This is a genomic window from Pseudoalteromonas sp. MIP2626 (assembly GCF_013414205.1).
Classification (GTDB): domain Bacteria; phylum Pseudomonadota; class Gammaproteobacteria; order Enterobacterales; family Alteromonadaceae; genus Pseudoalteromonas; species Pseudoalteromonas nigrifaciens.
This window is the reverse complement of sequence record NZ_JAATTW010000002.1, coordinates 71,300-96,001: the sequence shown is the minus strand read 5'-3', so window position 1 is coordinate 96,001 and position 24,702 is coordinate 71,300. Positions and strand designations below refer to the sequence as shown.

Below are 24,702 nucleotides of genomic sequence, written 5' to 3'. Positions count from 1 at the left end.
GGGGCTAAGAGTGGAAAAAATTTGGCTTAAGCGCTACCCAGAAGGTATGCCTGAAACTATCGATCCTGAGCACTATGCCTCATTACTCGAAGTGTTTGAAAAAAGTTTTACCGACTACAAAGATTTACCCGCATTTACAAATATGGGTAAAACCTTGTCTTATGATGAAATTGATACTGCAACTAAAAAAGTTGCGTCTTATATTCAAAATGATTTAGGCCTTAAAAAATGTGACAAAGTGGCAGTTATGATGCCTAACTTGTTACAAACGCCCATTGCTATTTTAGGTATTTTACGTGCCGGCTGTGTTGTTGTTAATGTAAATCCACTCTACACAGTGCGTGAACTTGAGCACCAACTAAAAGATTCTGATACTTCAGCAATTTTTATATTGGCTAACTTTGCCGATACACTCGAAAAAGCGCTACCGCATACCGATGTTAAACATATTGTTGTTACCCAAGTGGGCGACATGATGGGTGGGATTAAAAAGCATGTTGTAAACTTTGTTGTTAAGTACATTAAAAAAATGGTGCCAAGCTATACTTTGCCAAATACCATTGATTTTTGCGACTTACTTAAAGCCGACGAAAATGCCTATGTACGTCCAGAGGTTAACTTAAGTGATTTAGCTTTTTTACAATATACCGGTGGAACAACGGGTGTATCTAAAGGCGCAATGTTAAGCCACGGTAATATGGTAGGTAATCTTGAGCAAGTTTCAGGATGTTTAGACCCAGTGCTTGAGCGCGGTAAAGAAGTGGTAATAACTGCGTTACCGCTTTATCATATTTTTGCATTAACGGCTAACTGCTTAACATTTATGAAGTACGGTGGATTAAATGTACTTATAACTAATCCACGCGACATGCCTGGTTTTATTAAAGAATTAAGTAAAGCTAAATTTACTGCTATTACGGGTGTAAATACTTTATTTAATGGTTTGTTAAACACGCCAGGATTTGCCGAACTTGATTTTAGTCACTTAAAAATGTCATTAGGCGGCGGTATGGCTGTACAACGCCCAGTTGCTGAAAAATGGCAAACAGTTACAAAATCTAAATTAATGGAAGGGTATGGTTTAACCGAGTGCTCTCCTTTAGTTACCGTTAGTCCTTATGACTTAACGGCATATAATGGCTCAATTGGTTTACCGGCTCCAAGTACCGAAATCAAATTAATTCTTGATAATGGCCAAGAAGCAGCAAAAGGTGAACCAGGAGAGCTTTGGGTTAAAGGCCCGCAAGTTATGCTTGGTTACTACAAACGCCCAGATGCAACCGCTGAGAGCTTACAAGATGGCTGGTTTGCTACCGGTGACATAGCCACTTATGACGACGAAGGTTTCTTTTATATAGTCGATCGTAAAAAAGATATGATTATTGTCTCGGGCTTTAATGTATTCCCTAACGAAATTGAAGAAGTTGTTGCCATGCACGACGGAGTGCTTGAAGTAGCAGCTATTGGTATCCCTCACGATACGAGTGGTGAACAAGTTAAAGTTTTTGTTGTAAAAAAAGACCCTTCTTTAACTGAAAAAGATATAATAAAACACTGTCGTGATAATTTAACTAATTATAAGGTGCCTAAGCTTGTTGAGTTTAGGGATGAGTTACCTAAAACTAACGTAGGTAAAATACTCAGAAGAGCCTTGAAAGATTAGCAACCATTAAAAAAGCCGACATATGTCGGCTTTTTTATTGTAGGAGACTAAGTGCACTACCAATTAATTGAAACCCAAAATCAGCTTAATACTTTTGTTGAGCAAATTAAAAACAAGCCCGTTTTAGCCATAGACACAGAGTTTATGCGTCGCCGTACTTTGTACCCAGAAGTTGCACTTATTCAAGTTTATGATGGCGAGCATTTAGCACTTATAGATCCACTGGCAGAACTGTCATTATTCGATTTTTGGCAAATTTTAAAAGATCCTGCTGTTTTAAAAGTATTTCACTCTCCTTCAGAAGACATAGAAGTTTTTCAAAAGTACGCTGGGTTTGTTCCTACACCATTATTCGATACTCAATTTGCACTGCAAATTTTAGGCGAAGGAAACTGCATGGGCTTTGCCCTTATGGTAAAAACCTTACTGGATATTGAAATAGATAAAAGTGAATCACGTACAAATTGGTTGCAACGGCCATTAACAAATAAACAATTAGAGTACGCTGCTGCCGATGCCTATCATTTATTACCCTGTTTTAATCTTATTATTGACAGTGTAAAAGCCGCCGATTTATTTAATATTGTTATTAGCGAAAGTGAGTTAGTGGCTAATAAGCGTGAATTTCAAACCCCAGATGAACTGCTCTATAAAGACATTAAAAATGCGTGGCAACTAAGGCCACATGAACTTGCAATATTAAGAGAGCTGGCTGTTTGGCGTCGAAATAAAGCAATTCGTAAAAATTTAGCACTTAACTTTGTATTAAAAGAACATAATATGACAGAAATTGCTAAACGAGGGCCAGCAAGTTTAAATGCATTAAGGCAAATTCCGGGCGTTGAGGCGATAGAAGTGAACCGCTCGGGAGTCGAAATACTAAAGTGTATTGAGCAAGCAAAAGCATTGCCTGAGGAGCAACACCCAGCAATTTTAAAGCGTTTAATAGACTTTCCTAGTTACAAAAAAGTAGCGAAAGAGATAAAACAAAAAATTAATAAAGTTGCCAAAGAACATAATATTCCAGAGGATGTAATGGCTTCTAAAAAGCAGGTTAATCAACTAATTAGTTGGAATTGGAAATTATCTGCAGCACAAAAAGAGCAGCATATTAAACCAGATTTGCTTAGTTCTTGGCGCTATTCTTTTGTAAAAGATACGCTAAAAGAATGGGATGTTTGATCGTATTTAAGTATCTAAGGTTAGCTTACATAGATAACTTACTTAATAGTGTATTGAGCTAACAGGTATAAATACTAAACTATTATAAGTGCACCTATTATTGGGAGGCAGTTATAATAGCTTTATTAATTTATTTGCTATTCATTTAGTGGTATTTTTTATATGCCACTGTTATTAAAGTGCTTTTTATGAAAGTTGAAACAATAAAACGTAAACTATTAGAACTATGTAAACCAGCTTGGATATTAGCTATTTTGGTTGCTTTTAATGGTTACTGGCTAATTAAACCTGTTGTTGCACGTATGCTCGAAATGCTACCGGGTGTATTAAACTGGTCGCTCGATTGGTTAAATTTAATTGATAAAATAGGAATAACAGAACTACCGCGCTTTATTTTAGGTGCAGGCTTAATAATAATGTCGGTTGGCTTAGCTTTAAAAGCACGTTTAGCGTGGGCTTTTTCACTGATACTATTAATAGTGGTCGCGGTTATTAGTATTTCATCGTCAAGCTCTGGGCTAATATTATTGTCTTACACTATGGTTGTGAGCATGTTATTACTCGTATACTGGAAAAGCTTTGATGGCTCTAGTATTACCGCAGGTAGTTTGTTTGCTCTAACGAGTACAGGTGCATTAATGCTTTATGCTGTGTTTGGCACTTTGTATTTAGGCAGCGAGTTTAGTACCCCTATTACCGATTTACCCACTGCATTTTACTTTTCTATTGTGAGCATGTCGACGGTAGGCTATGGCGATCTTTACCCTGTAACGTCTACGGCGCGACTATTTACCGCATCAATTATTGTTATGGGTATTACCGTTTTTGCTACTTCGATCAGTGCTATTATAGGCCCTGTGATTGGTGGTAATCTTAAAAAAATTGTTAAAGGTAGGATTTCGAACGTAATGAGAAAAAATCATTTTATTATTTTAGGTATTTCACCCACCGCACACAGTGTTTATGCCGGTTTGGTAGAGCGTGGCGATGCAGTTACTTTAGTGTGCCCAACAGGGTCTGAACACGAATACCCGGTAGATGCAGACATTGTTTATGGCGACTCAAGCTCAGCAGATATCTTAATAGAAGCGGGCGCTAAAAAGGCAAATTATATTTTAGCGTTACGTAATGATGATGCTGAAAATGCGTTTAGTATTTTAGCGGCTAAAGAAGTTGCTGGCGAGGACACCAAAACAATTGCTTTGGTTAATTCAAGTAAACATATTCCGCAAATTAAGCGCGTAAAACCTGACGTAGTATTTTCATTGCAATTACTCGGCAGTGAATTGTTAGTGAGAACCCTAAAGGGGGAGACTATTGATAATAAGCTAATCACTAAGTTGTTCTTTGGTGATGCAGAATAAGCTCGGCTAATTACTCAGGCCAATGTTTAACTATTTATTATAATAACCCTAAGTGTTAGCTAAACTGGTTCAACATTAAGTTGAAATAAAAAAGCTTAAATGACTCTCTTATTTCCATTTTATGGTAAAGCTATAAAATAAAGTCGTTAAAAATAAAAAAGCCGTTCACTTTAATGAACGGCTTTTTTGCGAGCAGTAATTTAATGCTTAATTACTGCCTTATACTTTTGGCTCTTCGTCAGGCAAGGTTACGTTTAGCTCAAGTACGGCTAAGTCATCTTCGTTCTGATCAAATTGAACTTGGACTGCGTCACTGCTCACGTTAACGTATTTACGGATCACATCTAAAATATCTTGTTTTAATTGTGGCAAGTAATCCGGCGTTCCTCGTTGAGAACGTTCGTGCGCGACTATGATCTGCAATCGCTCTTTTGCTAATGACGCACTGTTTTTCTTTTCTGAGCGGAAGTAGTCAAGTAAAGACACGTTAACCTCCAAATATCCGTTTGAATAAACCTTTTTTTTCTACATCTAAGAAGCGAAAGTCGACAGTCTCACCTAGTAAGCGGCTAATCGCATCTGCATAAGCTTGGCCTGCATCAGATTCGCTGTCTAAAATAACAGGTTGGCCAGAGTTAGATGCGCTTAATACTGCTTGAGACTCAGGAATAACGCCTAATAAATCAATCGCTAAAATATCCTGAATATCTTCAACCGATAACATTTCACCTTTAGAAACACGATCTGGATTGTAGCGAGTAATTAATAGATGTTCTTTTATGTTTTCTAAGCCTTCTTCAGCGCGCTTAGACTTACTGTGTAAAATACCTAAAATACGGTCTGAATCTCGCACTGACGATACTTCAGGGTTTGTTGTTACAATTGCTTCATCGGCAAAGTACATAGCCATCATAGCGCCAGCTTCAATACCCGCTGGTGAATCACAAACAATGTAATCAAAGTCTTCTTTTAATTCGTTAAGCACGCGCTCAACACCTTCACGTGTTAGGGCGTCTTTATCACGAGTTTGTGATGCAGGGAGTAAAAATAGTTTATCAACGCGCTTATCTTTAATAAGTGCTTGATTTAAATTTGCTTCACCATTAATTACGTTTACAAAGTCGTACACTACACGACGTTCACAACCCATAATTAAATCTAAATTACGTAAGCCAATATCGAAATCGATAATAACTGTTTTGTAGCCTTTTAATGCTAAGCCTGTACCAATTGCGGCACTTGACGTTGTTTTACCAACGCCACCTTTACCCGAGGTAACGACAATAACTTTTGCCATGAGATTTATCCTTTAACCAAAGCTGAAATTTCTAATGATTCATTTTTTTGTTCTATCTGCACAGCGCTACCCCAGTGTTCACCTTGCAGTGAATCACTGATCCAGTAATTGCCATTAATAGAAACAAGTTCTGCTTCTAAGCGATTACAAAATATATGTGCGTTTTTAAACCCTTTTGCGCCAGCGATTGCTCTGCCACGCAGGGTTCCGTATATATGTACGTTGCCATCAGCAATAACTTCTGCGCCATGGCTTACAGCACCTAGTACCACTAAATCGCGATCTTTTGCATAAACTTGCTGACCAGAGCGTACCGTGCCATTAATTATTTGTGCAGGCAAGTGCACTGTTTTTTCAACAATAGATGTATTGGGTTCTTTTTTAACAGATTCACTCTTAACGTCTTGTGAATAATTTAATACCGATAGGCCAGCAGCTTTGGCTTGCGTATGTTGCTCGTCTGAGCCATTACATACACCAACGGCATTAAAGCTCATGCGCTCAAGTAATGACTTTAAATGGACAAAATCGAGAGAGTTATTTTTTATCTCAATTAAGTTAACAACAATAGGCGCACCTTTAAAAAACTTGGGTGCTTGGGCTATTTTTATATACAGTTGCTCTGCTAAAAGATTTATATCAGTACTATAAAGATGTAAAACTGATAACGTAAAAAGATTCCCTTTTAGCTCAAAAATTTGTTCTGACATACACGCTCAATTGAATTATCTGATCAGAGATTAAATTTAGATAAACGCAGGCTGAATAAGGCCTTTATTGAAATTTTCAATCTAATTTTTCTAACTTATTATTGCTCTCATGTTATAGTGTGAATCATTGTTAAGCAAGAATTATACGTGTTTTTATACACATAGATGAGCATGGATTACCCCCCTAGGTTTAATGCGGGCTGCACGATTGGCATGAGTTAGCATCCCTGATAATCGGTACAGCCCCATTATGGCCCCAGACCCAAAAAGTAGACCCCGAATGGCCCCACAGTGGACCCAGAATTTCCGCGTTTTGGCGCAAAGCACCCGACAACTTTACTCTTTGATAAAAATGTGGTGGGCACACCACTTCGAGTTCTGTCTAGCGCGTTGGGATTCATTACGCTAGAATCGAGCTAATCCATTATGTTAAAAAGGCTAACAGTTCATGCGTTTACTATTATTGTTGCTACTTATAGTCAGTGGTGGCTCTTATGCCGTTAGTATTAAAGATAGAAACCACGGCAGCCTAACAGTCTCAGAGGTCACTTCTATTTATGATGGCGATACATTCCGCGCAAACATCAGTGGCGTACACTCGTTAATAGGCGAACGCATAGGTATTCGTGTAGCGGGTGTTGATACGCCAGAAATGAGAGGCAATTGTCAGAAAGAGAAAGATTTAGCGCGCAAGGCTAAGCAAGTAACAGTCGAAGCCCTACGGTCAGCCAAAGTCATTGAGCTTAGGAACGCGAAACGTGGTAAATACTTTAGGATAGTCGCTGACGTATATGTTGATAACAAAAGCCTGACTGACATTCTAATCAGCTCAGGCCTAGGTGTAGCTTATGATGGTGGGATTACCGCGGCACGAGAGTTGTGATAATCATAGAGGATAATATTTGGCAAACTATTGGCGGTCACCGAATCGCTACCACAACAATACACCCACATGTAACTGCGGCTATTATCGGCCTTAATCACCTTTAAGGGCGTTTCGTCGGCATGGATCACCGCTTGACTAAGCAATACTGCTTTTAGCTCGTTAACTAATGGCATCAGCAATTCACTACACCGTATTATCCAATCTGACATGGTTTTACGACTCAGCTCAATACTATACTCATTGAACATTTTTTCTTGCCTATATAGCGGCAACCCATATTGATATTTGGCGCTGATGATTTGACTCAGCAAACTACTGGTGGCAATGCCTTTAGGAATGGGTGTTGCTGGAACAGGTGCAACTTTTATAGAATTTTCTGTGCCAGTTTGCTCACACCTTTTACAGGCATATTTCGGTCGAACTGTCTCTATCACTTTGATATACGCAGGAACAAACTCAAGTTTTTCACTACGAGCTTCACCAATTTTATGCAGCTTACCTTGGCAACAATCACACACTTGTTCATCAATGGACACATCAATTGTCACCACTTTTCGAGGTAATTCTTTTGGCAGTGGCTTGCGCGTCGGTTTGTTTTTAATTGTGACCTTACTGTGACTATCAGCCGCAGCTAATAACGTTTTATCGGCCTCATCAATGATTTCTTCCGCTTCATTGAAGGTTTCCCTCGCACCCGGGAGTTGCTCGGAGCTTTTACCAAACTGTTTACGCTTGGCCATTTGAATTTTTGCTTTTCAAGTCGTTTATACCAAAGCGCGAACCCTGTTTTATCCCAGTATAGAATTTTCAGCTTATCTTTGGCCTTGTTACAAAATACAAACAACGTACCGGTATAGGCATCGCGAACAAGCTCATCTTCAACAATACTCACTAAGCCATTAATACTTTTTCGAAAGTCGACAAAATCCCGATGCAGAAAAACCTCTGACGGCTCAACAAACATTTTCATTGAACAAACTCGCGTAGTAACTGGCTTAAATACGTTGCGGAGGTTGTGGCTGGCAAACTAACGTTAGCCTTGCCGACAGTTAACGTGATGGATGGTTGTTCATCAACTATTTCGACTTGCTGTGTAATTTTGGCGCGAACGAAATTATTCGATGATAGGCCGAGTTTCTTTCTTACCGCATAAAAGCTAGTCATTGATAATTGATGTTGCCGGCAATAATCAATGATGGTTAAACCACTTGATTGTTGTTCATGGATGATGGTTTGCCATTGCTCTGTGTTGCGCATAATTCTCATAAGTTACTCCAAATAATTGTTTGGTTGTAACTTACTTAAGTTGAGATTAATTTGTCAGACGCAATTTGCCGGACGCTCACCATTATAAGAGTTAAAGTGTAACTACGAACATTCGTAATTGCTAAAGCCTAAACTGATCATCGAGTATTTTCTGAGTTATCTCTTTTTTCAAATAATATCCTTTAGGATTGGTTTGTATTACTTTTCCATGTTTTCCTATAGCATTTGTTACAGAACTACTACTAGCTGCTTTGGGCCTGATTTGTAATGCTGTTCCTAAATTTGCAGTTATTTTTTCTACCATGCCGAGCGCTATTAACTCCATTTGCTCTTCCCAATCATTTTTAAGTGTTTTTTCTAGCTCTTTATCCAGCTCCCATAGAAAACCAGTGCCAATAATACGGTTAGGAAAAGGAATACTTTTGCAGCTTAGTATTGGCACCCAAAGAACATTTCTTAACTTTTTCTTTACAACGCTATCCTCCCATTTAGCCCCTGAAATATTAAGCAATGGGGTAGAGGTAATAAAAGTTGTTTCTAAAGGTTTGCCAAGCTTAGATATGGGTATCGTCTTAAGTTCGACACCAAGTAGCTCAAAATCTGGTACGGGTTTAGAGCTTGCTGTTGCCCCCAAAACATATTCCAACATTTGACCTACCCAGCCTTTATTTTTGGTCAGGTCTTTAGGCACGTTCAACGAATATCTACCAGCTAACTCGACAATGCTTAAACCTGCTATGTCGTTAGCTCTACTGATTAATTCCTCTAAACTTTTGGGCGGTTTTGGGGCTTTCACTGCTGTGGCCTGTATAGTTAAATAATATCTAGGTCGATAGTGCTTGATATGGCTTCAATCATAGGTTTTCTATTCTTTTCACTTGCTCCAACGTGATAAAAATGTTCTCTGGTATATATATTAAATTTATTCCAGTATAACTCAATATTTTCATTTTTCCTGAAGTCGTTATGGTGCCAAGTTGAGAGTATGAAATCCGCCTTTGAACTACTTAATGCGTCAAAAAGTTTTTTCTCATGGCTTTCATCCCAGGAATTGAAATAATCAGCGTTCCTTCCTAAGTAAGGCGGGTCACAATAAACAATATCACCACTTTTTGCTTCGGCTAGAGTTAACTCAAACGGTTGGCATTTAAAATCAATGTTTTTTTCAATAATTGTTTGTTGTGTGATACTAACTTGGTTAACTATTTTCGTTACGTAGGCTTTAGCGAATCTAGTGGGCTTTCTACAAAATGGAACGTTAAAACCACCCTTCCGGTTAAATCTCATCATTCCATTAAAGCATGCTCGATTAAGAAAAAGAAAATCTAAAGGGCTGTGCTCCGCGTTAAACCTTTCCCGGATAAAATAGTAATGTTCCTCACCCTTATCAAGCAATATTGCTCCTTCTTTCTCTAGATGCTCTCTTACTATTTCCGGAGTAATTTCTCCAGTTTTTAATCCCATATAAAAATTTATCAAATGAGGGTTTGTATCGCGGAGAAGGGCATTTGGGGGGGCGAGGTTAAATCCAACCACGCCAGTACCCATAAAAGGTTCTATCCAGTTACCACTAAAATCTTTAGGTATAAGTAATTCGATCCAAGGGACAAGTTTTGTTTTTATACCTTGTGATTTTATAGGAGGGACATTAACTCTAGCTTTCAAAATATTTGCCTTGTAAACTCTTTTTTATATTGTAACTGATTCGAACCCTTGGCGCAATCCCAATTTGGGATATTTTCAATGTAGGTGCAAAATAGAAGGATTATTTCGGAGGAAAATTTTGTATCACAAACTTTTCAAAAAAATCAGATTAAGTAAAAAAATAACTCAGCTTCAATTGGCCGAGCTATTAGGTCGCCCTCAGTCGTTTGTTTCTAAATACGAAAGTGGTGAAAGGAAAATAGAATTAAGTGAATTTTTTCTAATTTGCAACGCCTTGGATGAAGCGCCTACTGAATTAATAAAAGAAATTCAAAAAGGAATACAATATGGATATACAAAAAAGTTTTGAGGCTTTACTGGAAGAGTTTGCACCTAGCTATAATGTTTGCGGCATTGTCTCTACACAAGGGGATGTGTACCCTCTTGGTAGTGATACAAAGGTGCTGAGTACAGTATTCGAGCTGTTCTCAAGACCTATCATAAAAAAGTTTGCAGAAGAAAACGGTTTTGAGATGATAGAGCCGACTGTCCAAAATCACTACCCTGACTTCACTCTAGTGGATAAAAATAAACCAAACGAAAAAATAGCTATCGATGTTAAAACTACATACATATCTGCTGTTAATAAAAAATTCAAGTTCACACTAGGTGGTTATACGAGTTTTATTCGCAACAATACGAAAAACATTGTTTTTCCCTTTGATCAGTATAAGGAACATTGGGTTTTAGGCTATGTTTACACACGGGTAGCTAATAAAAAAGCAGGTGGTGAAGAGATATTTTCTATAAAAGACATTACTAAAATACCTCTACCCTATAAAGAAGTTAATACCTTTTTCCAAGAAAAGTGGAAAATATCGGGGGATAAAGCAGGTTCGGGTAACACTACTAACATTGGGAGCATAAATGGTACTCTCGATGACTTTCGGTCTGGGGATAGTGTGTTTAGTAGCGAAGCTGAGTTCCTAAACTATTGGCGTAATTACGAAAGGACGGCTTCCGAGAGAGGAGGCGCATTCTCTAATATTAAAGAATATAGAGAATGGGTTAAGAATAATTAAAGGTTTTCAAAGATTCACTATAAAACCATAATATCGTATTTTTAATATTTAAACTGTTTTTAAAGACTAAAGCATTTTACGTAGGTTTTGTTTTATATTGTAATATAAAAAACAATTTAGCACCTATATTGTTAGCCATAGGTGCTAAATTTACTCGGCAGTTACAACATGTCCTTTAACAAGCTGCCTATGCTGAATCCAGCCACGGAAATTCCCAGACCAACGAACACCATCGGTATCTACATGCGTTACGCCTATGCGCTTGGCCTTTGTATTACTCAACTTGTGGTATGTTGGAATAGGTGATGCTTGGTGCTCAAAAGGTGACGCATGTACACGGCTACCTGATGTAAGTGATCTGAATATCTGCTCAGCTTTAGCTAGTGACGGGTCTAAAACGCGGTAGCTAATCTGTGCACAACATGAAACCGAAATCATCAACAGGGTCTGTAGGTCATACTTTTCACGTAACTCGGGGGTGATGTAGGGCATGTGCCACTCCTGATAGCCTAAAGTAGTAGGGTTACTACTATCTAAGGCCGTACTCAGTTGCTCGGCAAGCACTCGTATCTCAGGCTGTGCGTCTTCATGGTCGCGTAACCATAAGAAATTCGCCCACTCCGTTGATGTAACCAAAACCTTCATTGTTTGGAACGTTTCTAATATACGATTCGAGACTTGCTTGTGTAGCGATACTTTTTCCATCGCCCAATGTAACCCGCAGGCCACATTCGATGCACCGCGCCACATAGTCCGCGCTAAGCGTAGTTTCATACCGTGCAGGCTGTTTTTCGCTTGCATGCCACGCTGGTTCTCGCCCCAATGCACGGGCAATGCTGGTTCTTTCCATACTTGCTCTCTTACTTTCTTCGCAGGTATTGCGCGGGAGCTTGCGGCGTTACGTGAAAAGACACGGTGCGTCATAAGCTCTGCGTGTATAAACCTAGGATATTGTAGTTCAACTGTAGTGATTCGTACACCATTTGCTATTGAGTCTGTTATTACATTTGCTGTTATCATGATTATTAGTGTTACTGCTTAAGCCATTCGTTAAAATTTACAACATGTATAAGAAGTCTACCATCCTGCGCTCTGCGCCAATGCTTTTCCTCAAACAACTGTCCACGCTTTATCTTGCTACGTAGTGCGGCGACAGTATAACCTGTCGCGCTAGCCATAGCGTTAAGTGTCACCCACTCAATACCTTTAGCCATCATATTTTATCCCAGCACCAAAGCTTCAACGGAGATAGGGAACAACTCCAGCTGCTTAGCGCGGCTAATAAGCATGTCGTAGTCGCCAGATGATGCCCAAATGAGGGAAACCAACATTTCAAACTGCGCTTTGGCGAACTCGTCAGCTACTGTAGATAGCAGGCGAGTAAGGTGTGCAGCGGTAGCACAGCTAACTAGAGTAGGGCGGTGTACCAGTGCGTCGCGTATATAATAATTCCGCTTACCTTTTTCAAGGTCAGTAACATCTTTCAGGCCATAGCGCCAAACGTATTTGAACGCATTACCTAGTGCAAAATCCATATGCCGTATGAAGTTGATTGCCTCAATACCACGAGTATTGTAATGAGGCGCTTTTTCTATAATGTCAGTGTTAATACTTATTTTTTCAGTGTCCGGCATTAGATAGTCCTGCGGGTTCTAACCGCTTACTTAAATAGTCTGCCCCTTTGGTTCGGATAGTACACACACACGACCCGACTAACGTCGTCTTCTGGGTCGACTAAATAGCGTTTACCGCCTTGCCAAAGTTGCTCTAAAATCTCCCAGCCTTCTTCGGTTTCTGCTAAAGTACCTACGACGTTAGGGTTCTGACCCCCACGCACATAAAAAACACTTTCGTTCTCGCGTACTGACCCTTTTGGGTTAATCAGTAACATTGATCCTTTTGGCAGCGCGTAGTCTTGGTAGTCAACCTCGACAAGATACGATTCCTCGCTCTCAAGTATAGTCTCAACGAATAGAGATGAGACACTAGGCTTGCGGCCTGATAAAGTTGTCTTAACCTTAACAGGGCGTCCCTTGACTGCGCCGTTTTTCACGCCAAGGTTTTCAAATTCTGTACCTGTAAAAGCAGTGAACTTCGTGAGAAAGTCAGTGTTTAGTGGTATAGCACCCCTAAGATACTGGCTGAAAGCCGATTGGTTCATACCCATTGCCTTTGCCGCTTTTTCTTGGTTAAGCGCCTCAGCATTTCTATGGGTAGACCACGCTAGTTGTACTTTTTTTAGTACGTCGTCACTATATTCCATTCATATTACCCGTTGTGGTTGCTTTGCTTATAGCAATAGTAACAGTGACACTGTTATTTGTCAATGTACTGCTAAGCCTTGCTAAGCCATGTCTACCAGCGGGATCGGCATCCAGCCTGTCTACTCAGGTCACAGTAGATTGTTGGCCAGCACCCCTATTTTAGTAGTGTTCGTAATGAACATGGCTATTGCGTCATAGTTCAGTGTTTTAGAGCGTTCAGCAAATTGTTCAGCCGTTATACCGTTTACCCACTCTTCGGGGTCGGTTAGTACAACGCCGCACACTTGTCGTTTGTGTTTAAGTGATTCGCAGCCTATTACCACCGCTGCAAGTTCTTTGGCCTCAACGCTTTCCTGTAGCCACATAAGCTGCTGCTGTGATAGGTTGGGCACAATTAGTGTACTTGGTCGCTTAGGGAGTGTTTTAATGAACTTGTACTCAATCCAGAGAGGGCGGACACCCTGTCTATGGCGGTAAAAAGCATCAGGCACACCGCCTGCGAAGTTATCGTTAATCTTCCATGATCGCATTATGTCAGCGGGCAAACGCTTTCCAATGTTTGCCGTGTATTGCGATTCAATCATTATATGCCTAGTGCATCAAAGCGTTTAAACAAGGTCAACGCCTGTGCTTTTGCATCATGTAAAGCATGATGTGCAATCTCAGGTTCGATGTCCGTAACATTTGGTGTAAGGTAGCGCAGCGTTCTGTAGCACAAGTCGCCTTTGTGTGTCCAAGGCAGCTGGGCATTACACGCTTTGTAGGCTGCCTTTAGTAGCGCGTTATCCATTATAGAGCCATTGCCCCATATATTGATTTCGGCTGCCGAGTATTGGCCTGCTTGATAGTCGATGAACTGGCTTAACTGGCGCAGGGCATCAGCTATTCGTGGAAAAGCGTTGTTATTTTTGAATTGGGCACGGGCTGCTTGGTCTTGCTGCATCCACCACATAACGGTGTCTGCATTGATATTCAGTCCAACTGTTTGGCAACTCTCTAGGCTAACCTTAATGTAGAACTCGTCGCCAAGCTGTCGGGCGGCAATGTCCATCGGTACTACGCCAATCGCAATGATAGCGTCACCTGATTCTGTACCCATTGACTCTAGGTCAACCATGAAATCTTTAAACATGAATTTTTCCTTCTTGTCTGACCCCTCTAGGTCGAGCGGCTGCACCATAATGGAACAATTAACATTTGAAAAGTAAAAAAGTGTAGGATGGTGCAACTGTTAACACTGGGTTCAAGTTAAGTGTGAAAGTTGATCAGTTCGTATACAACTAATACTTTTAGGTTACAAAAAAAGCCGACCCTTGTGAGGTCGGCCAAAGCCCTAAGTGGAGGGCTTTAATTATGCAGCTTCGGCTTTGTTTGCAAACATAGCGTCGTACATTTCAACAGCTTGCGCGTATAACTCATCGGGAGCATGAGCGACAAGTGATACGTCAAGGTTGAAGAAATTACCTGAGCTATTAGACTCAGACACAACGCCAAGTTGCCAAACACAACCAAAGCGAGGGTTGCCTTGTTTTTCTTCGCCAGCGATAAGTGTGTTCCACGTTCGTGACTTTTTGGCTTTAACCCCCGGCATATCAAGAAGAGCAACCGACTTCGGATTGCCTTCGTCGTCTAGCACTAACACTAGATGAGTTGGGTTCTCTGAGATGTCATGGTCTTTAGCCGCTAGACCTTGCTCTTCTAACGCGTCATAAGCTTCAACTTCGGTGTCGAACGAGCCAACCATACCGCCGCCTAACTTACGTTTGCGCCATACTACAATCTTGCGAGTGAAGTTTAAGTTTATTACGAACATTGACGTGTGAAGTTCTTCTGTAACACTGTTCATGATCATACCAGCTTGAGCACCATCAACGCGACGAGCGTTGCCTGGTTCTACTTCTGGGTTAATCATTTGAAGAAGTTTCAAGCGAGGGATTGCAAGGTCAGCTGCTGTTACGCCTTCTGAACCACGACCCACATACGCGCTACGCTCTTCGATAGTTGCTACACCGCCAAAACGCTCATCTTGTACTGCTACTTCTGTTTTCTTCGACATAATATTTATTCCTGATTATTGGTTAATTTGTTAATTCGATATTGAGTCAATTCGACCCGCTAAGATCAATAAACCCCCACAAACTGACTAGGTAAGCGGGGGTGAGCAAGCAACCACAACAAGTCACATAAGAGAGAACTAGTTAAGGTCGCATAGTAGTGTTACTACTAATTTAAGTCAATAGTAATACTAATTAATTTTTACGTACTGATATTTTTCGTACTTGAATAGGTGATACACCAACAAGCGATTCGCCTGTACTTAGCAGCTCTCTGAAAGGCGCTGCGTTGATTTTGCGCTGTAGGAAGTAGAACGCATCGTTATCTTTAATGTACTCGTACAATGCCTCCCAATCGGTTACAGAGGGCTGTGTTTCTTCGGCCATAGACACAGAGCCAATGCCCGCGTATGACACCTTTTCGCCCACTTCTAGCGTGGCCTTTAGGAAGTTCTCAAGCTCGGCCTTGCGTTCTTTGAGTGCCTTTAGCTGCTCGGCCTCGATCAAAGCGATAGCGCGGCGTGTGTTAAACAGCTCGGTAACAACAGCCTTGCGGTCTGGTAACTCGCTAGCTGGGATGGGTTCTCTAAGTTCTACTGGTAATTCTTCTGCTGCTGACATGTTTATGCTGCCTTCTTATCTTCAAGTTGGATTTCGTCCTTTGGGGCGCGACACTCGGCCTCAAAAAACTCGTGTAATTTGTTCATTGCTAAGTCGAACGCCTGTACTTTTGTGACAGGTGTTGTTTCGAGCTTGGCCGTTAATCGCTTGCACTCAGCCGTAAGCTTAGTGATTTCATCAAGGTTGAAGTCTGTCATGGCTTTCTTTAGCCCTTCGTGCGCTTCATTTAACTTCTCGCGGGTGTCTTCAAAATCGCCGCCGAAGTCAACAACTTGCTTGCGGGTGTTACGAACGTCCTTTACCACCTCGTTAAAAGCTTCAAGGTCGAAGTCTGTTGCAGTGATAGCGAATTTGTTTAATGGTGCTTTGTTCATAATAGTTCTCTCTTTAGTGATATTTGTTAGGCTGCTTGCGACAGTCCTGCGATAGTGTTTAGTAAGTCAATCATATTCATTTGCTTGTCGAGCATCTTTGCGTAGACAATTTCCTCTACGGTGTCCTCGGCAGCAATGTGGATAATCTCGGTCTTACGTTCTTGGCCTGTTCGTATTATGCGGTGGTTAAACTGCTCATACAGGTCGGCACGATAGGTTGGACTGGCCCATATCACACGGTTTGCGACTGTTAGGGTTAATCCGTGTCCCGCTGACTGCGGGTGTGCGAAAATTACTTGAATGTTACCTTGCTGAAATTGGTAAACGATTCGGTTACGCTCAAGTGTTGGGGTGCTCCCATCAATTACAGCATATTTTAGTCGGCGTTTTGTGGCCTCTGCTACAAGGCCATCGCGTTGGTGTGTCCAGTTGAAGGCCACTAATGCGTGGTCAGTCTCTTCAACTAAATCAAGCACCAACTCGTAACGCTCTTTGTGTACGTTAACTACTGAGCCATCTTCGTTGTACACGCCACCTGATAACGTCTGTAGAAGTTTCTGCATACGTGATCCAGCATGAACAGCATTAAGCATTTCGCCACTTTCCAGCGCCAGTACCGACTCGCGTTTCAAGAACTCATAGTCGCGGCGCAGTTTAGGTGGCAGCTCAACAGATACCTCGCGGTAAATGGTTTCTGGCAACTCCTGCACGTCATTTAGGGCAACGCGTGAAGTAATGTCAGAAAGCATAAGGGTTACATGGTCAGCTGCACCTTCTTTGTCTTCCCACTTCATCGCCCCAGCGGGTGCGCCAAGTACAGGTTTCGGGTCGCATACTTGCTGGCGAAAACCAAAGAAGTTCTTGCCTAAGCGTTCGCCTCGGTCAATTAAGAAGGCCAAGTGCCAAATGTCCAATATGGTATTTGGCGAAGGTGTGCCAGTCATTAATGCCATTTTGCCAATGTCACCGGCTATTCGGTTGATTGATTTTGAACGCATAGACGCACGGTTTCGGAACGCATCGCCTTCGTCGACAATCAATACATCAAAGTTTGGGGCTAGCTCTTCATTGTCGATCATCTTCACAGTGTCGTGGTTAGTTATAACCCACTGTGCGTTACCTTTTAGGGCTTTGCGTTTCTTGGCCGCTGTCCCTGAGGCAATGGCATAGGTGGTTTCGGGCCAGCCAAAACGTAGGTCTTTAGCCCATGCTGGTGTCAAGATAGACAGGGGAGCGAGTACAAGTACACGCGCCTCAGGCCAGTAAGTCTTTACAGCATGAATGCAGGCCAGTGTTTTACCTGTACCGCAGCCATCGAAATTTAGCACCCGCTCGTTTTCACCCCATAAACGGGCAAACGATGCTTGATGCCCGAATGGAGTAAATACTGGTTTAGGCTTTTTAGGCAACATCTAGCCCCCTATAGTGGTCGAAACCACACGCGCCGTTACCGTAAGCCTTGCCTTCTTTGTTCGTATTGCAGCCGTACTCACAGAATCTACATGTGTGAGCGTTGGCCGAAGGGATGAAGTCCTTGGTCGTAGTCAACTTCTTGGCGCGGTTGTGCATGCGTAGGATTAGCATCCCCAGCTGGCGGCGGTTAAAGGTACGCAACATCTTGATACCTTCATCTATGTACCAGAACTCAACGCGAAAAACGTCTAGCTCAGGGTAGCGATACATAGCATGCAGCGCGTAGCTCAAGCCTTGGTCAGCGTGTTTCATTTCGTTGCCAAACTTGCGGCCAGTTTTGTAGTCGATAATGCGACATGAGTGCTCATCTTCCAGCACGAACGCATCCAGTTTTGCACGACCCCAAAGCTCGTCGTCGTCCCATTCACATGGCGACCAGTCTTTGCGGATGCCCCAGTTTTCTTCCATTGTAACTTTGCCTGCGCGGAACTCTTCGCGTAGTGTGGTAAAGTCACCTGATAGCTGGTCGAACTTGGTGCGCGGGTCGGCTGGTAACTCAGCAATATTTCCTCGTACCCATTCTTCGCAACCATCGTGAATCAGTGTACCGCGCTGTGCGGCCTCGCCTGACTCAACATAAATCTTATCTACTTTGCCTAGCTTTACTGCCCACTGACAGTTTTCAAACTTCTTGAGTGTTGAGAACGACCAAGCTCGGACTGCGGCAGTAGGGAAGTCGATGACCATTGCGCCTCGGACTTCTTCGCGCGTTTCTTTTGCTTGTTTAAGTGCATTCGATAGAGCATTTAGGCTACCTGCTTTTTTGACAGTGGGTGATGGAGCCTGTGTAACCACAGACTGTTGATTTGTTGCTTTGGCACGAGCGCCTAGCATTGCTGCTAGACCCTCTTTATTTGCTGCTTTGTCGACGACTACAACTTCTTTCTCAATCGACTTCTGGCCTGTTTCAAGTGCCTTGGCCTTTAGCTTTTCAGCAAAGTTCATTTACGCTGCTCCTTGGCATGGCGGCGAAGAAATGCTGCACAGTTATCAAGGCCAATATACACATTGTCTTCGTAGGCAATGGCTGGTGCTGAGCGCAGGCCATGCGGGTTCGAGTCAGCAATGTCTACTTTGGTTAAAGTTGTATTGGTGAATGTCGCGTAGGTGATAACATCGTCACAGAACTTACATGTCTTTGACGTGTAAAGAATAGGGTTGGTCATAGGTTAAATCCCTCGTTCGAGTATATTTCGGGTTCAGCGGACTTCTCTAACATTTCTCTGGCCTCAGCCATTGCCTTGTCAAAGTCGTTGCTTGTTCTTTGATTTGCGTTGATAGATGCCACGTTCTTAGGTAACGAACCGTTGGCCTCTCTAATTTCTTCTAAAATGTCCAAGTCGCTGTATGTCCACACAACTTCAACACAGCGAGGGCGAGAAGGTAGTGCCTTATGCGCCCCGACAGGATGAGACTTGCGTTTCTTTTCAACGTCATGGGTTGATAACATGCGGGATAGCGCGTTATCTGATATTTCTTTGCCCGCTAGGTAGCTGTAGAGCATCCGTAGGTCTTCGGGCAATATGTAACAAGGTTTGCCTGTATTCACATGCTCTAGGTTCGCGGTTAAGAACGTCTTAACGCGGGTCAGCTGGGCGAACTCTTTAGGTTCAAGGTTGGCTGCTGACTTATCCAAAATACCAATGAATGAGCCAAAATCACCATCGCGTAATGAAGAGAAAAAGCTATCAGTCGCGCTCATACCTGCTTTCTGCGTGTCGATACGTGCTTGGTTCATTAGAATTGAGCTGGCTTGGTTCATGTCGATTTTGAATGACCGTAGGTAGGTGGCAAAAGCGTGTAGTTCGCCTTTGATCAAACCATCGGTGTGCTCTCGGTGCGCCTTTATGTAACCTAAGCGTGTTTCAAGGTCGCGCTGCTGTCTTGGTGCAATGTTGTAGCGTCGTTTATCTGACACAGGCATAGCATCAAGGTCATTCGTTGCAAAGATGAAGTTCAGGCGTTGTGTAACCTCGCGCTGTTGTTGCTGCATCTTACGCAACATCATGGTTGGCTCTGTGATGCGCGTTTTAAGTAGCGAGGCTGCTTTGGTTAAGCTGGCCGCACCGCGCATGTTGAACTCATCGACCATGAGTAGCATTAAATCTTCCATCCAGCCGTTGAACTGGTCGTCTGCAATACCTTGTAACGTGTTCTGCGCTACATATTGCTGGCCGATAAGTGGGCGTAAAACAGCTTTGAATAACAAGCCTTTACCTGTGCCCTCTGTTCCGTGAACAAGCCATGCTGTCTGCGTCTTATCACGTTTCTGCATGATGAACGCCATCCAGTTGATGAAGTGCTCAAAACAATCCATATCGTCGCCCAACATGTTCAGGATAATCTCTGATATAACAGGGCAGTCGTAGTGCAGCATCCAAGCATTGCCATACGTTAATGTTTCTGGGTATGGGTGCTCAGTCTTCTCGCGCATGTAAATAGATGGCTTGAAGCGGTTGATGTAGTCCTTATCCCCAACTGAGAATTTGGTTTCTTCACGATTTGGGTCAAGTGTTATGTGCATCGCAGGTACGGGGTCGGGTACTAGCTGGCCGTAGTGCTTTAACCACTCTTCGGCTACCTGTGCGTTGCGTCGCTCGTTAAGCTCAACAATCTCGTCGTTCTCGCGGTCGTACTCCATCGTGATATATGAGTCAGATGTTTGGTCGATGAACATAGAGCGTTGCACCTTGCGGTAAACGCCTTCTTCGTCCTTCACTTCTTCGTATGCTTCACCATAACGCTCTACGTGTTTAGCGTAAGCCTCAGGGTCAGCAGACTTGAACATAAAAGCGGGTTCGTCTGGCACGAAACAGCGCACAACTTCTGGGTTTGAGCGAGCTACCCAGTACGCATTGTTCTTGCTACCACCAACGTTGTAACGCACAAACTCGGAATCTTCGTAGGCAAACTCCATGCGAACCGGTGGCGGGTTAGCCATTACGTTCATTGGTCTGCCATCTACGTTAATGCGCGTGAACTTCGGCTTGTGACGAGTGATGCCCGCCTCTTGCTGTAGTTCCTTAATCTTGGTGTCACGTATTTGGTTGATTGCATCCATTCGGTCATGAATGCTCTCAAGTAGTGGGTCCAAATTAAGCAGTGGTTCGTCCTTGTCAACTACCACGAAACGCTCGTCGTCATTGGCGAAGGGGTTAGGCTGCTTGGGTCCAAAACTTGGTGGTGCAACATAGATAAGTCGTGATGGCTCAGCTAGGCAAGGGTCAATTACACTCTTTAATCGTGTCTTAGTTTTGGTTAACTTTAAACGCTGGTAAATATCCATTTGTGAATAGTTAAGCGAGGTCAACCAGTCCTTTAACGCACGGTGCGAAACAGGGTTCTTCAACAAAAAGTGTATGTGTACCGACACCTCATCTTGGTTCAGGCCAAACGAGCTAGAGGCCATCGCCATATACGAAACGCCATGCAGTGAAGTCGGTAGCATTTCAATTACCGACTCGGCCACATCACGCACGTCAGATGTACGGTAACGCTCTTTAACATCACCTTTCAGCTTAAGGCCATCAACGTCTAACACTAAAAAGCTAGTGCGAGCGTCTTGATCAACCATGTTACGGCGTGACTCATACACTAAAGGGCGGGTGAATAAGCCCTTGTACAGTGCTCGCCCGTACTTAGCGTTCTCAAGGATTAGGCTGCGGTAGCCCTCCAAACCTTCTTCTTCTACATTCAACTCTGCTTCATGCGACGTCAGCTTTGCAGCAAGAGGGTATGAGCGAGAACTGCCGTCCGCTAGGCCGATAGTCTTGCGTAATGGCCCTATTTTGCTGTGCGCGGAAACAAAGTGTAGTTTCATCGTATTTATGCCTCCCTTGGGTATTTGTCGAAATCGTCTGCACAATCTGCGTCACAGAACAATTGGTTCGGGATATGTACCAATGGCTCAGCGCAGTTGTAACAGGCTTCTTTGGGTTCTAGTCGCACAGTAACTATCCGTGCGTTCTTGAGCTGAGCGGCAAGCATAAACTCTTGCTGCTCAACAGATCTGTCTATGAAATCGGGCATATTATTTTTGTGTTTATTAGTAGGCTGTTAGATAGTTTAGCAGTGTTACTAATAACATTCACTAGTTTTAAGCCGCCGCTTTGAATAGTGGATGTCCTAAGAAACGGGAAACGCGTGCTTCACGCTCTAGTACAATTGCAGGCGCATTAGGCTGGCTGGCCGATTTAATCGCAGCGTGTGTTGACCAATATGTCAGCGTGTTAAAGAACGCCCACATCGTTTTGCCAAGTGTGCCACTCTCTGCTAACCATATGTCGAACAGGCGGGTGTTCATGGCCGCAGAACCACGAGAAAAAGCCTTAATTAACGCTATGGCCTTATCGTCCGTACAAAGCTCTTTAGACCATCTTCGCCATTGCTCGCCCATTCGCATGAAGTTATCGACAGAGGCCGCTACACGCGTTTTTACTTCATCTACTTGGAATCCTGAGGTGTGGCGAGCAACATAGTTTGATACATCATCACCAACGACCATACCGTTAGCACACACAAGGCGATAACCACCCATGTTGATACGCAGGTTCGTTGACCCATCGTAGCTGTTAATTACATTTAGTCGCAGGTTGGTAACGTCACGTCGCCCACGGCCTATGCTGATTTTGTGCTCAGGGAAAATGTACGAACGTATCGAGCGGCCACCTTCATAGGCAACAGAGTCGACAATCTGCATGCCGCTAGTGTCCAATGCCTCAGAGCCACGGATAGCTGAGTCAACGCGGTCGTACACATCGGCATTCTTAATCAGTGTGTAGCGTTGGCCGTGTACTGCCAGCACTGTGTTCGTGTCTTTGCGTACAATAGCCTGCAAGTCACGGTCTGGTAAGCCTGTTAACTCGGTTAGTGGTCGGCATTCAACGGGGAAGAACAGGCCAGCCGACGCGTGTATTTGCGCTGCTGATTCTTTGGCATGAACTAAGTTTAACACTGCTGGTTTTGTGGGGAACTTCAATACTGCGCTCATTTTAAATCCTTGTGGTGTGGTCTTTTATGCTAAAAAAGGGCACTAAAATGTGCCCTGGTCTTATTGTTAATGCCCGGGGTTAGTCGAGCCGTGATGTGACCCATTTGCCATTGTCGCGTACTGCGGTTATGCCATATGGGTACATGATTACTTGGTCGTCGCTGTCTATGTCTCGGATCATAATGATTGGGACAAGCGGCTCATCTTGCGGGTAGTGGTACACGTAGTTCTCGTCCACGGTTGCCTCGCTGCTCCAATTAGTGCCATAGACGTAGTTGTCGTCTAAGTTCTCGCGGAAGGTCTTGCCTCCCTCGGTGGCGAACTTCGGTATGAGGCCGCAGTATTCAATCATGTCCTGTGGTGACATCTCGGTATTAAACACCGTGGACTTTGCTGGGTTAGTCTCGATTACGTAAAACTTTTCCCCAACGCGGATTGCACCTGTTTGATTATTCTTCATTTCATTTCTCTCTTACTGCAAGTATTACAAGGGTGGCTGCTAGGTAAATGTCACCCGCTGTTACGGCTGCTGGGTCACGGCCAAAGAAGTCACCAAGTACGCTAATGGCTAGGAACGCAATGCACATGAACAAAGGGTCTAAAAGCCACTCAGAAAGGGCGCTAACGTACATTTTAAGCTTATTCATTTAGGTCACACCGTGGGCAGTCAAGCTCAACAACGGCCATTTCTGAGCCATCGGGCATAACTGATTTGGTTTGTCGGTAGCTTGGGCGTAAGAACTCATTGCACTTCAAGCAGCGGCGGTTGTGCGTTTGCTCACGGTCGCCAGCACCATGCACCGGCTCGTGGTTTGCGTACTCGATGAAAGGGTGAAACTCGCCCTCAATTCGGTTCGCTACGTGTTTCTGTGCCTTCTTTAAGTTAGGGAACACCATAATGATATCGTCACTGTCTTTAAGCACCTTAGGCTCAGCGTCAGGCATTACTAGGAGTACGACAGTTGGCTTTGTCGTTGCGAAATTGTTTGGTTTTGACATGTTATGCCGCCTTCTTTATTTCTTTGATGAATTTGGTTGCCACTTTGTTACGCTGGCAGTAATCAAGAATGTGGTCTTTGGCTATCTGCGAATCCAGCTCAGTAGGTGATGAGTTAGACGCCATTGCCCAATTCACATCGCCAGAGGCTGTTAAGATGCCTTGGCGCGTGATGCCACGTTCGCGGTGGTGGAACTCAAGGACAGGCGTGTGCGCTATGCCACCAAAACCGTTGTCTTTGTTCACGAACATGTGCGGTATCATACGAATGCTGTTGCCCGTTACAGGGTCAACGTAAAATGGCGCGTAACCTTCGGCCTTCATCTTACGGGCAAGCTCAGTGGCGTTCTTCATGGCCTCAACCTTCTGCTTGCGGGCGGCTTCAACATCGGCCTTAAGCTCAGCAATCTTGGCTTTCTGGGTCTTGTTCACTTTCTCTAGGCGCTTAGGGTCAAGCTGCTGTAACAACTTCAACTCGGCACGTAACTTCTGCACCTCGGCACGGTCAATACCTTTGTGCTCGATGGCCTTATCAATCACGTCGCTTTGTTTGTTCAGCGTCGCGTTCTTCTTATTAATCACTGCTTGCATGTCGTCAATCTGCGCTTTGAGTTCCACGATGGTTAGGTTCTCGATTCGCAACTTGGTGCACTCAGCCTCAAGCTCTTCGATGCGATCAATGGCCATATTAAATTCGTCAACGGTTTCGTTGTGTGCCGCGGCTACTTCGATTATCTGTTTTAAAATGCTCGTTGCGCTGTCTGCGATATTTTGTACTGACATGTTCATTTCTCTCTGTGTTGGGTGAAAAAAGGGCAGGGGGTGTCCAGTCCCC

Annotated in this window: 28 protein-coding genes and 1 pseudogene; 5 read left to right on the top strand and 24 right to left on the bottom strand. The window is 43.2% G+C overall.

Annotated elements, in window-relative coordinates; all coding sequences use genetic code 11:
• Positions 1-10 precede the first annotated feature (10 nt).
• From fadD to kch, 3 genes are all read left to right on the top strand, one after another.
• Positions 11-1,663 (top strand): long-chain-fatty-acid--CoA ligase FadD, encoded by a 1,653-nt coding sequence (fadD, locus tag HC000_RS02270; RefSeq protein WP_089369289.1) that lies wholly within the window; start codon positions 11-13, stop codon positions 1,661-1,663.
• A gap of 51 nt (positions 1,664-1,714) precedes the next feature.
• Positions 1,715-2,845 (top strand): ribonuclease D, encoded by a 1,131-nt coding sequence (gene rnd, locus HC000_RS02265; RefSeq protein WP_011330127.1) that lies wholly within the window; start codon positions 1,715-1,717, stop codon positions 2,843-2,845.
• 188 nt (positions 2,846-3,033) lie between these two features.
• The gene (gene kch, locus HC000_RS02260) at positions 3,034-4,209 is read left to right on the top strand and encodes a voltage-gated potassium channel protein (RefSeq protein WP_011330128.1); all 1,176 of its coding nucleotides are present in this window, start codon (positions 3,034-3,036) and stop codon (positions 4,207-4,209) included.
• Positions 4,210-4,428: 219 nt separating this feature from the next.
• Here the strand turns inward: kch and minE are convergent, their stop codons facing one another.
• The 3 genes from minE to minC are packed head-to-tail and all read right to left on the bottom strand — an operon-like array spanning position 4,429 to position 6,216.
• A complete protein-coding gene (minE, locus tag HC000_RS02255) occupies positions 4,429-4,695 on the bottom strand; it encodes a cell division topological specificity factor MinE (RefSeq protein WP_024604840.1) in 267 nt (88 codons plus the stop codon).
• A 1-nt stretch (position 4,696) separates the two neighbouring features.
• The gene (gene minD / locus HC000_RS02250) at positions 4,697-5,506 is read right to left on the bottom strand and encodes a septum site-determining protein MinD (RefSeq protein ID WP_011330130.1); all 810 of its coding nucleotides are present in this window, start codon (positions 5,504-5,506) and stop codon (positions 4,697-4,699) included.
• Positions 5,507-5,511: 5 nt separating this feature from the next.
• Positions 5,512-6,216, bottom strand: coding sequence for a septum site-determining protein MinC (minC, locus tag HC000_RS02245; RefSeq protein WP_179806855.1), 705 nt, complete (start codon positions 6,214-6,216; stop codon positions 5,512-5,514).
• Positions 6,217-6,664: 448 nt separating this feature from the next.
• Between minC and HC000_RS02240 the strand changes: the two genes are divergently transcribed.
• Complete coding sequence (locus tag HC000_RS02240) at positions 6,665-7,099, top strand: thermonuclease family protein (RefSeq protein ID WP_179806854.1); 435 nt, start codon at positions 6,665-6,667, stop codon at positions 7,097-7,099.
• Here the strand turns inward: HC000_RS02240 and HC000_RS02235 are convergent.
• The 4 genes and pseudogenes from HC000_RS02235 to HC000_RS02215 form a co-directional block, all read right to left on the bottom strand.
• A pseudogene (locus tag HC000_RS02235) lies at positions 7,081-7,842 on the bottom strand (IS66 family transposase); the annotation flags it as partial. The gene HC000_RS02240 and the pseudogene HC000_RS02235 sit on opposite strands and share 19 nt — an antisense overlap.
• 226 nt (positions 7,843-8,068) lie before the next feature.
• The gene (locus tag HC000_RS02225) at positions 8,069-8,368 is read right to left on the bottom strand and encodes an IS66 family insertion sequence element accessory protein TnpB (RefSeq protein WP_179806852.1); all 300 of its coding nucleotides are present in this window, start codon (positions 8,366-8,368) and stop codon (positions 8,069-8,071) included.
• 121 nt (positions 8,369-8,489) lie between these two features.
• A complete protein-coding gene (gene mutH, locus HC000_RS02220; RefSeq protein WP_179806851.1) occupies positions 8,490-9,164 on the bottom strand; it encodes a DNA mismatch repair endonuclease MutH in 675 nt (224 codons plus the stop codon).
• A gap of 17 nt (positions 9,165-9,181) precedes the next feature.
• Positions 9,182-10,033, bottom strand: a complete 852-nt coding sequence (locus HC000_RS02215) for a Dam family site-specific DNA-(adenine-N6)-methyltransferase (RefSeq protein ID WP_179806850.1) — start codon at positions 10,031-10,033, stop codon at positions 9,182-9,184.
• Between the two features lie 326 nt (positions 10,034-10,359).
• On the opposite strand from HC000_RS02215, the gene HC000_RS02205 reads away from it, so the two are divergent.
• Positions 10,360-11,094 carry a type II restriction endonuclease gene (locus HC000_RS02205; RefSeq protein WP_179806849.1) on the top strand — a complete coding sequence of 245 codons (735 nt, stop codon included), beginning with the start codon at positions 10,360-10,362 and terminating at the stop codon, positions 11,092-11,094.
• A gap of 150 nt (positions 11,095-11,244) precedes the next feature.
• Here the strand turns inward: HC000_RS02205 and HC000_RS02200 are convergent, their stop codons facing one another.
• The 17 genes from HC000_RS02200 to HC000_RS02120 form a co-directional block, all read right to left on the bottom strand.
• A complete protein-coding gene (locus HC000_RS02200; RefSeq protein ID WP_179806848.1) occupies positions 11,245-12,114 on the bottom strand; it encodes an FAD-dependent thymidylate synthase in 870 nt (289 codons plus the stop codon).
• Between the two features lie 200 nt (positions 12,115-12,314).
• Positions 12,315-12,728 (bottom strand): DUF3310 domain-containing protein, encoded by a 414-nt coding sequence (locus HC000_RS02195; RefSeq protein ID WP_179806847.1) that lies wholly within the window; start codon positions 12,726-12,728, stop codon positions 12,315-12,317.
• A 26-nt stretch (positions 12,729-12,754) separates the two neighbouring features.
• On the bottom strand, positions 12,755-13,357 hold the full coding sequence (locus HC000_RS02190) for a helix-turn-helix transcriptional regulator (protein WP_179806846.1): 603 nt from the start codon (positions 13,355-13,357) through the stop codon (positions 12,755-12,757).
• 129 nt (positions 13,358-13,486) lie between these two features.
• The gene (locus tag HC000_RS02185) at positions 13,487-13,888 is read right to left on the bottom strand and encodes a hypothetical protein (protein ID WP_179806845.1); all 402 of its coding nucleotides are present in this window, start codon (positions 13,886-13,888) and stop codon (positions 13,487-13,489) included.
• A 53-nt stretch (positions 13,889-13,941) separates the two neighbouring features.
• On the bottom strand, positions 13,942-14,490 hold the full coding sequence (locus tag HC000_RS02180; protein WP_179806844.1) for a 3'-5' exonuclease: 549 nt from the start codon (positions 14,488-14,490) through the stop codon (positions 13,942-13,944).
• Between the two features lie 219 nt (positions 14,491-14,709).
• Entirely contained in the window at positions 14,710-15,414 is a 705-nt protein-coding gene (locus HC000_RS02175) for a hypothetical protein (protein ID WP_179806843.1), read from the bottom strand.
• Between the two features lie 193 nt (positions 15,415-15,607).
• Entirely contained in the window at positions 15,608-16,033 is a 426-nt protein-coding gene (locus HC000_RS02170; protein ID WP_179806842.1) for a hypothetical protein, read from the bottom strand.
• A gap of 2 nt (positions 16,034-16,035) precedes the next feature.
• Positions 16,036-16,407 carry a hypothetical protein gene (locus HC000_RS02165; RefSeq protein WP_179806841.1) on the bottom strand — a complete coding sequence of 124 codons (372 nt, stop codon included), beginning with the start codon at positions 16,405-16,407 and terminating at the stop codon, positions 16,036-16,038.
• A 26-nt stretch (positions 16,408-16,433) separates the two neighbouring features.
• A complete protein-coding gene (locus tag HC000_RS02160) occupies positions 16,434-17,819 on the bottom strand; it encodes a DEAD/DEAH box helicase (RefSeq protein WP_179806840.1) in 1,386 nt (461 codons plus the stop codon).
• On the bottom strand, positions 17,809-18,825 hold the full coding sequence (locus tag HC000_RS02155; RefSeq protein WP_179806839.1) for a PD-(D/E)XK nuclease family protein: 1,017 nt from the start codon (positions 18,823-18,825) through the stop codon (positions 17,809-17,811). The genes HC000_RS02160 and HC000_RS02155 overlap by 11 nt, the downstream gene beginning before the upstream one ends.
• Positions 18,822-19,046, bottom strand: a complete 225-nt coding sequence (locus tag HC000_RS02150) for a hypothetical protein (RefSeq protein ID WP_179806838.1) — start codon at positions 19,044-19,046, stop codon at positions 18,822-18,824. The genes HC000_RS02155 and HC000_RS02150 overlap by 4 nt, the downstream gene beginning before the upstream one ends.
• Positions 19,043-21,700, bottom strand: a complete 2,658-nt coding sequence (locus HC000_RS02145) for a primase-helicase family protein (protein ID WP_179806837.1) — start codon at positions 21,698-21,700, stop codon at positions 19,043-19,045. The genes HC000_RS02150 and HC000_RS02145 overlap by 4 nt, the downstream gene beginning before the upstream one ends.
• Positions 21,701-21,976: 276 nt before the next feature.
• The gene (locus tag HC000_RS02140; protein WP_179806836.1) at positions 21,977-22,870 is read right to left on the bottom strand and encodes a DUF932 domain-containing protein; all 894 of its coding nucleotides are present in this window, start codon (positions 22,868-22,870) and stop codon (positions 21,977-21,979) included.
• Positions 22,871-22,949: 79 nt separating this feature from the next.
• The gene (locus tag HC000_RS02135; RefSeq protein WP_179806835.1) at positions 22,950-23,330 is read right to left on the bottom strand and encodes a hypothetical protein; all 381 of its coding nucleotides are present in this window, start codon (positions 23,328-23,330) and stop codon (positions 22,950-22,952) included.
• A gap of 1 nt (position 23,331) precedes the next feature.
• Positions 23,332-23,517 carry a hypothetical protein gene (locus HC000_RS02130; protein ID WP_179806834.1) on the bottom strand — a complete coding sequence of 62 codons (186 nt, stop codon included), beginning with the start codon at positions 23,515-23,517 and terminating at the stop codon, positions 23,332-23,334.
• Positions 23,510-23,869, bottom strand: coding sequence for a hypothetical protein (locus tag HC000_RS02125; RefSeq protein WP_179806833.1), 360 nt, complete (start codon positions 23,867-23,869; stop codon positions 23,510-23,512). The genes HC000_RS02130 and HC000_RS02125 overlap by 8 nt, the downstream gene beginning before the upstream one ends.
• Position 23,870: 1 nt before the next feature.
• A complete protein-coding gene (locus HC000_RS02120; RefSeq protein ID WP_179806832.1) occupies positions 23,871-24,650 on the bottom strand; it encodes a hypothetical protein in 780 nt (259 codons plus the stop codon).
• Positions 24,651-24,702 lie beyond the last annotated feature (52 nt).

Coding starts and splice junctions, on each gene's coding strand:
- HC000_RS02130 (WP_179806834.1), bottom strand. CDS start 23,517: ATGAATAAGCTTAAAATGTACGTTAGCGCCCTTTCTGAGTGGCTTTTA.
- minD (WP_011330130.1), bottom strand. CDS start 5,506: ATGGCAAAAGTTATTGTCGTTACCTCGGGTAAAGGTGGCGTTGGTAAA.
- HC000_RS02170 (WP_179806842.1), bottom strand. CDS start 16,033: ATGTCAGCAGCAGAAGAATTACCAGTAGAACTTAGAGAACCCATCCCA.
- kch (WP_011330128.1), top strand. CDS start 3,034: ATGAAAGTTGAAACAATAAAACGTAAACTATTAGAACTATGTAAACCA.
- HC000_RS02155 (WP_179806839.1), bottom strand. CDS start 18,825: ATGAACTTTGCTGAAAAGCTAAAGGCCAAGGCACTTGAAACAGGCCAG.
- HC000_RS02185 (WP_179806845.1), bottom strand. CDS start 13,888: ATGCGATCATGGAAGATTAACGATAACTTCGCAGGCGGTGTGCCTGAT.
- HC000_RS02205 (WP_179806849.1), top strand. CDS start 10,360: ATGGATATACAAAAAAGTTTTGAGGCTTTACTGGAAGAGTTTGCACCT.
- HC000_RS02195 (WP_179806847.1), bottom strand. CDS start 12,728: ATGCCGGACACTGAAAAAATAAGTATTAACACTGACATTATAGAAAAA.
- HC000_RS02175 (WP_179806843.1), bottom strand. CDS start 15,414: ATGTCGAAGAAAACAGAAGTAGCAGTACAAGATGAGCGTTTTGGCGGT.
- HC000_RS02200 (WP_179806848.1), bottom strand. CDS start 12,114: ATGATAACAGCAAATGTAATAACAGACTCAATAGCAAATGGTGTACGA.
- HC000_RS02225 (WP_179806852.1), bottom strand. CDS start 8,368: ATGAGAATTATGCGCAACACAGAGCAATGGCAAACCATCATCCATGAA.
- HC000_RS02180 (WP_179806844.1), bottom strand. CDS start 14,490: ATGTTTAAAGATTTCATGGTTGACCTAGAGTCAATGGGTACAGAATCA.
- HC000_RS02165 (WP_179806841.1), bottom strand. CDS start 16,407: ATGAACAAAGCACCATTAAACAAATTCGCTATCACTGCAACAGACTTC.
- HC000_RS02240 (WP_179806854.1), top strand. CDS start 6,665: ATGCGTTTACTATTATTGTTGCTACTTATAGTCAGTGGTGGCTCTTAT.
- HC000_RS02145 (WP_179806837.1), bottom strand. CDS start 21,700: ATGAAACTACACTTTGTTTCCGCGCACAGCAAAATAGGGCCATTACGC.
- HC000_RS02140 (WP_179806836.1), bottom strand. CDS start 22,870: ATGAGCGCAGTATTGAAGTTCCCCACAAAACCAGCAGTGTTAAACTTA.
- minC (WP_179806855.1), bottom strand. CDS start 6,216: ATGTCAGAACAAATTTTTGAGCTAAAAGGGAATCTTTTTACGTTATCA.
- HC000_RS02150 (WP_179806838.1), bottom strand. CDS start 19,046: ATGACCAACCCTATTCTTTACACGTCAAAGACATGTAAGTTCTGTGAC.
- HC000_RS02125 (WP_179806833.1), bottom strand. CDS start 23,869: ATGTCAAAACCAAACAATTTCGCAACGACAAAGCCAACTGTCGTACTC.
- HC000_RS02190 (WP_179806846.1), bottom strand. CDS start 13,357: ATGGAATATAGTGACGACGTACTAAAAAAAGTACAACTAGCGTGGTCT.
- HC000_RS02120 (WP_179806832.1), bottom strand. CDS start 24,650: ATGTCAGTACAAAATATCGCAGACAGCGCAACGAGCATTTTAAAACAG.
- HC000_RS02160 (WP_179806840.1), bottom strand. CDS start 17,819: ATGTTGCCTAAAAAGCCTAAACCAGTATTTACTCCATTCGGGCATCAA.
- HC000_RS02135 (WP_179806835.1), bottom strand. CDS start 23,330: ATGAAGAATAATCAAACAGGTGCAATCCGCGTTGGGGAAAAGTTTTAC.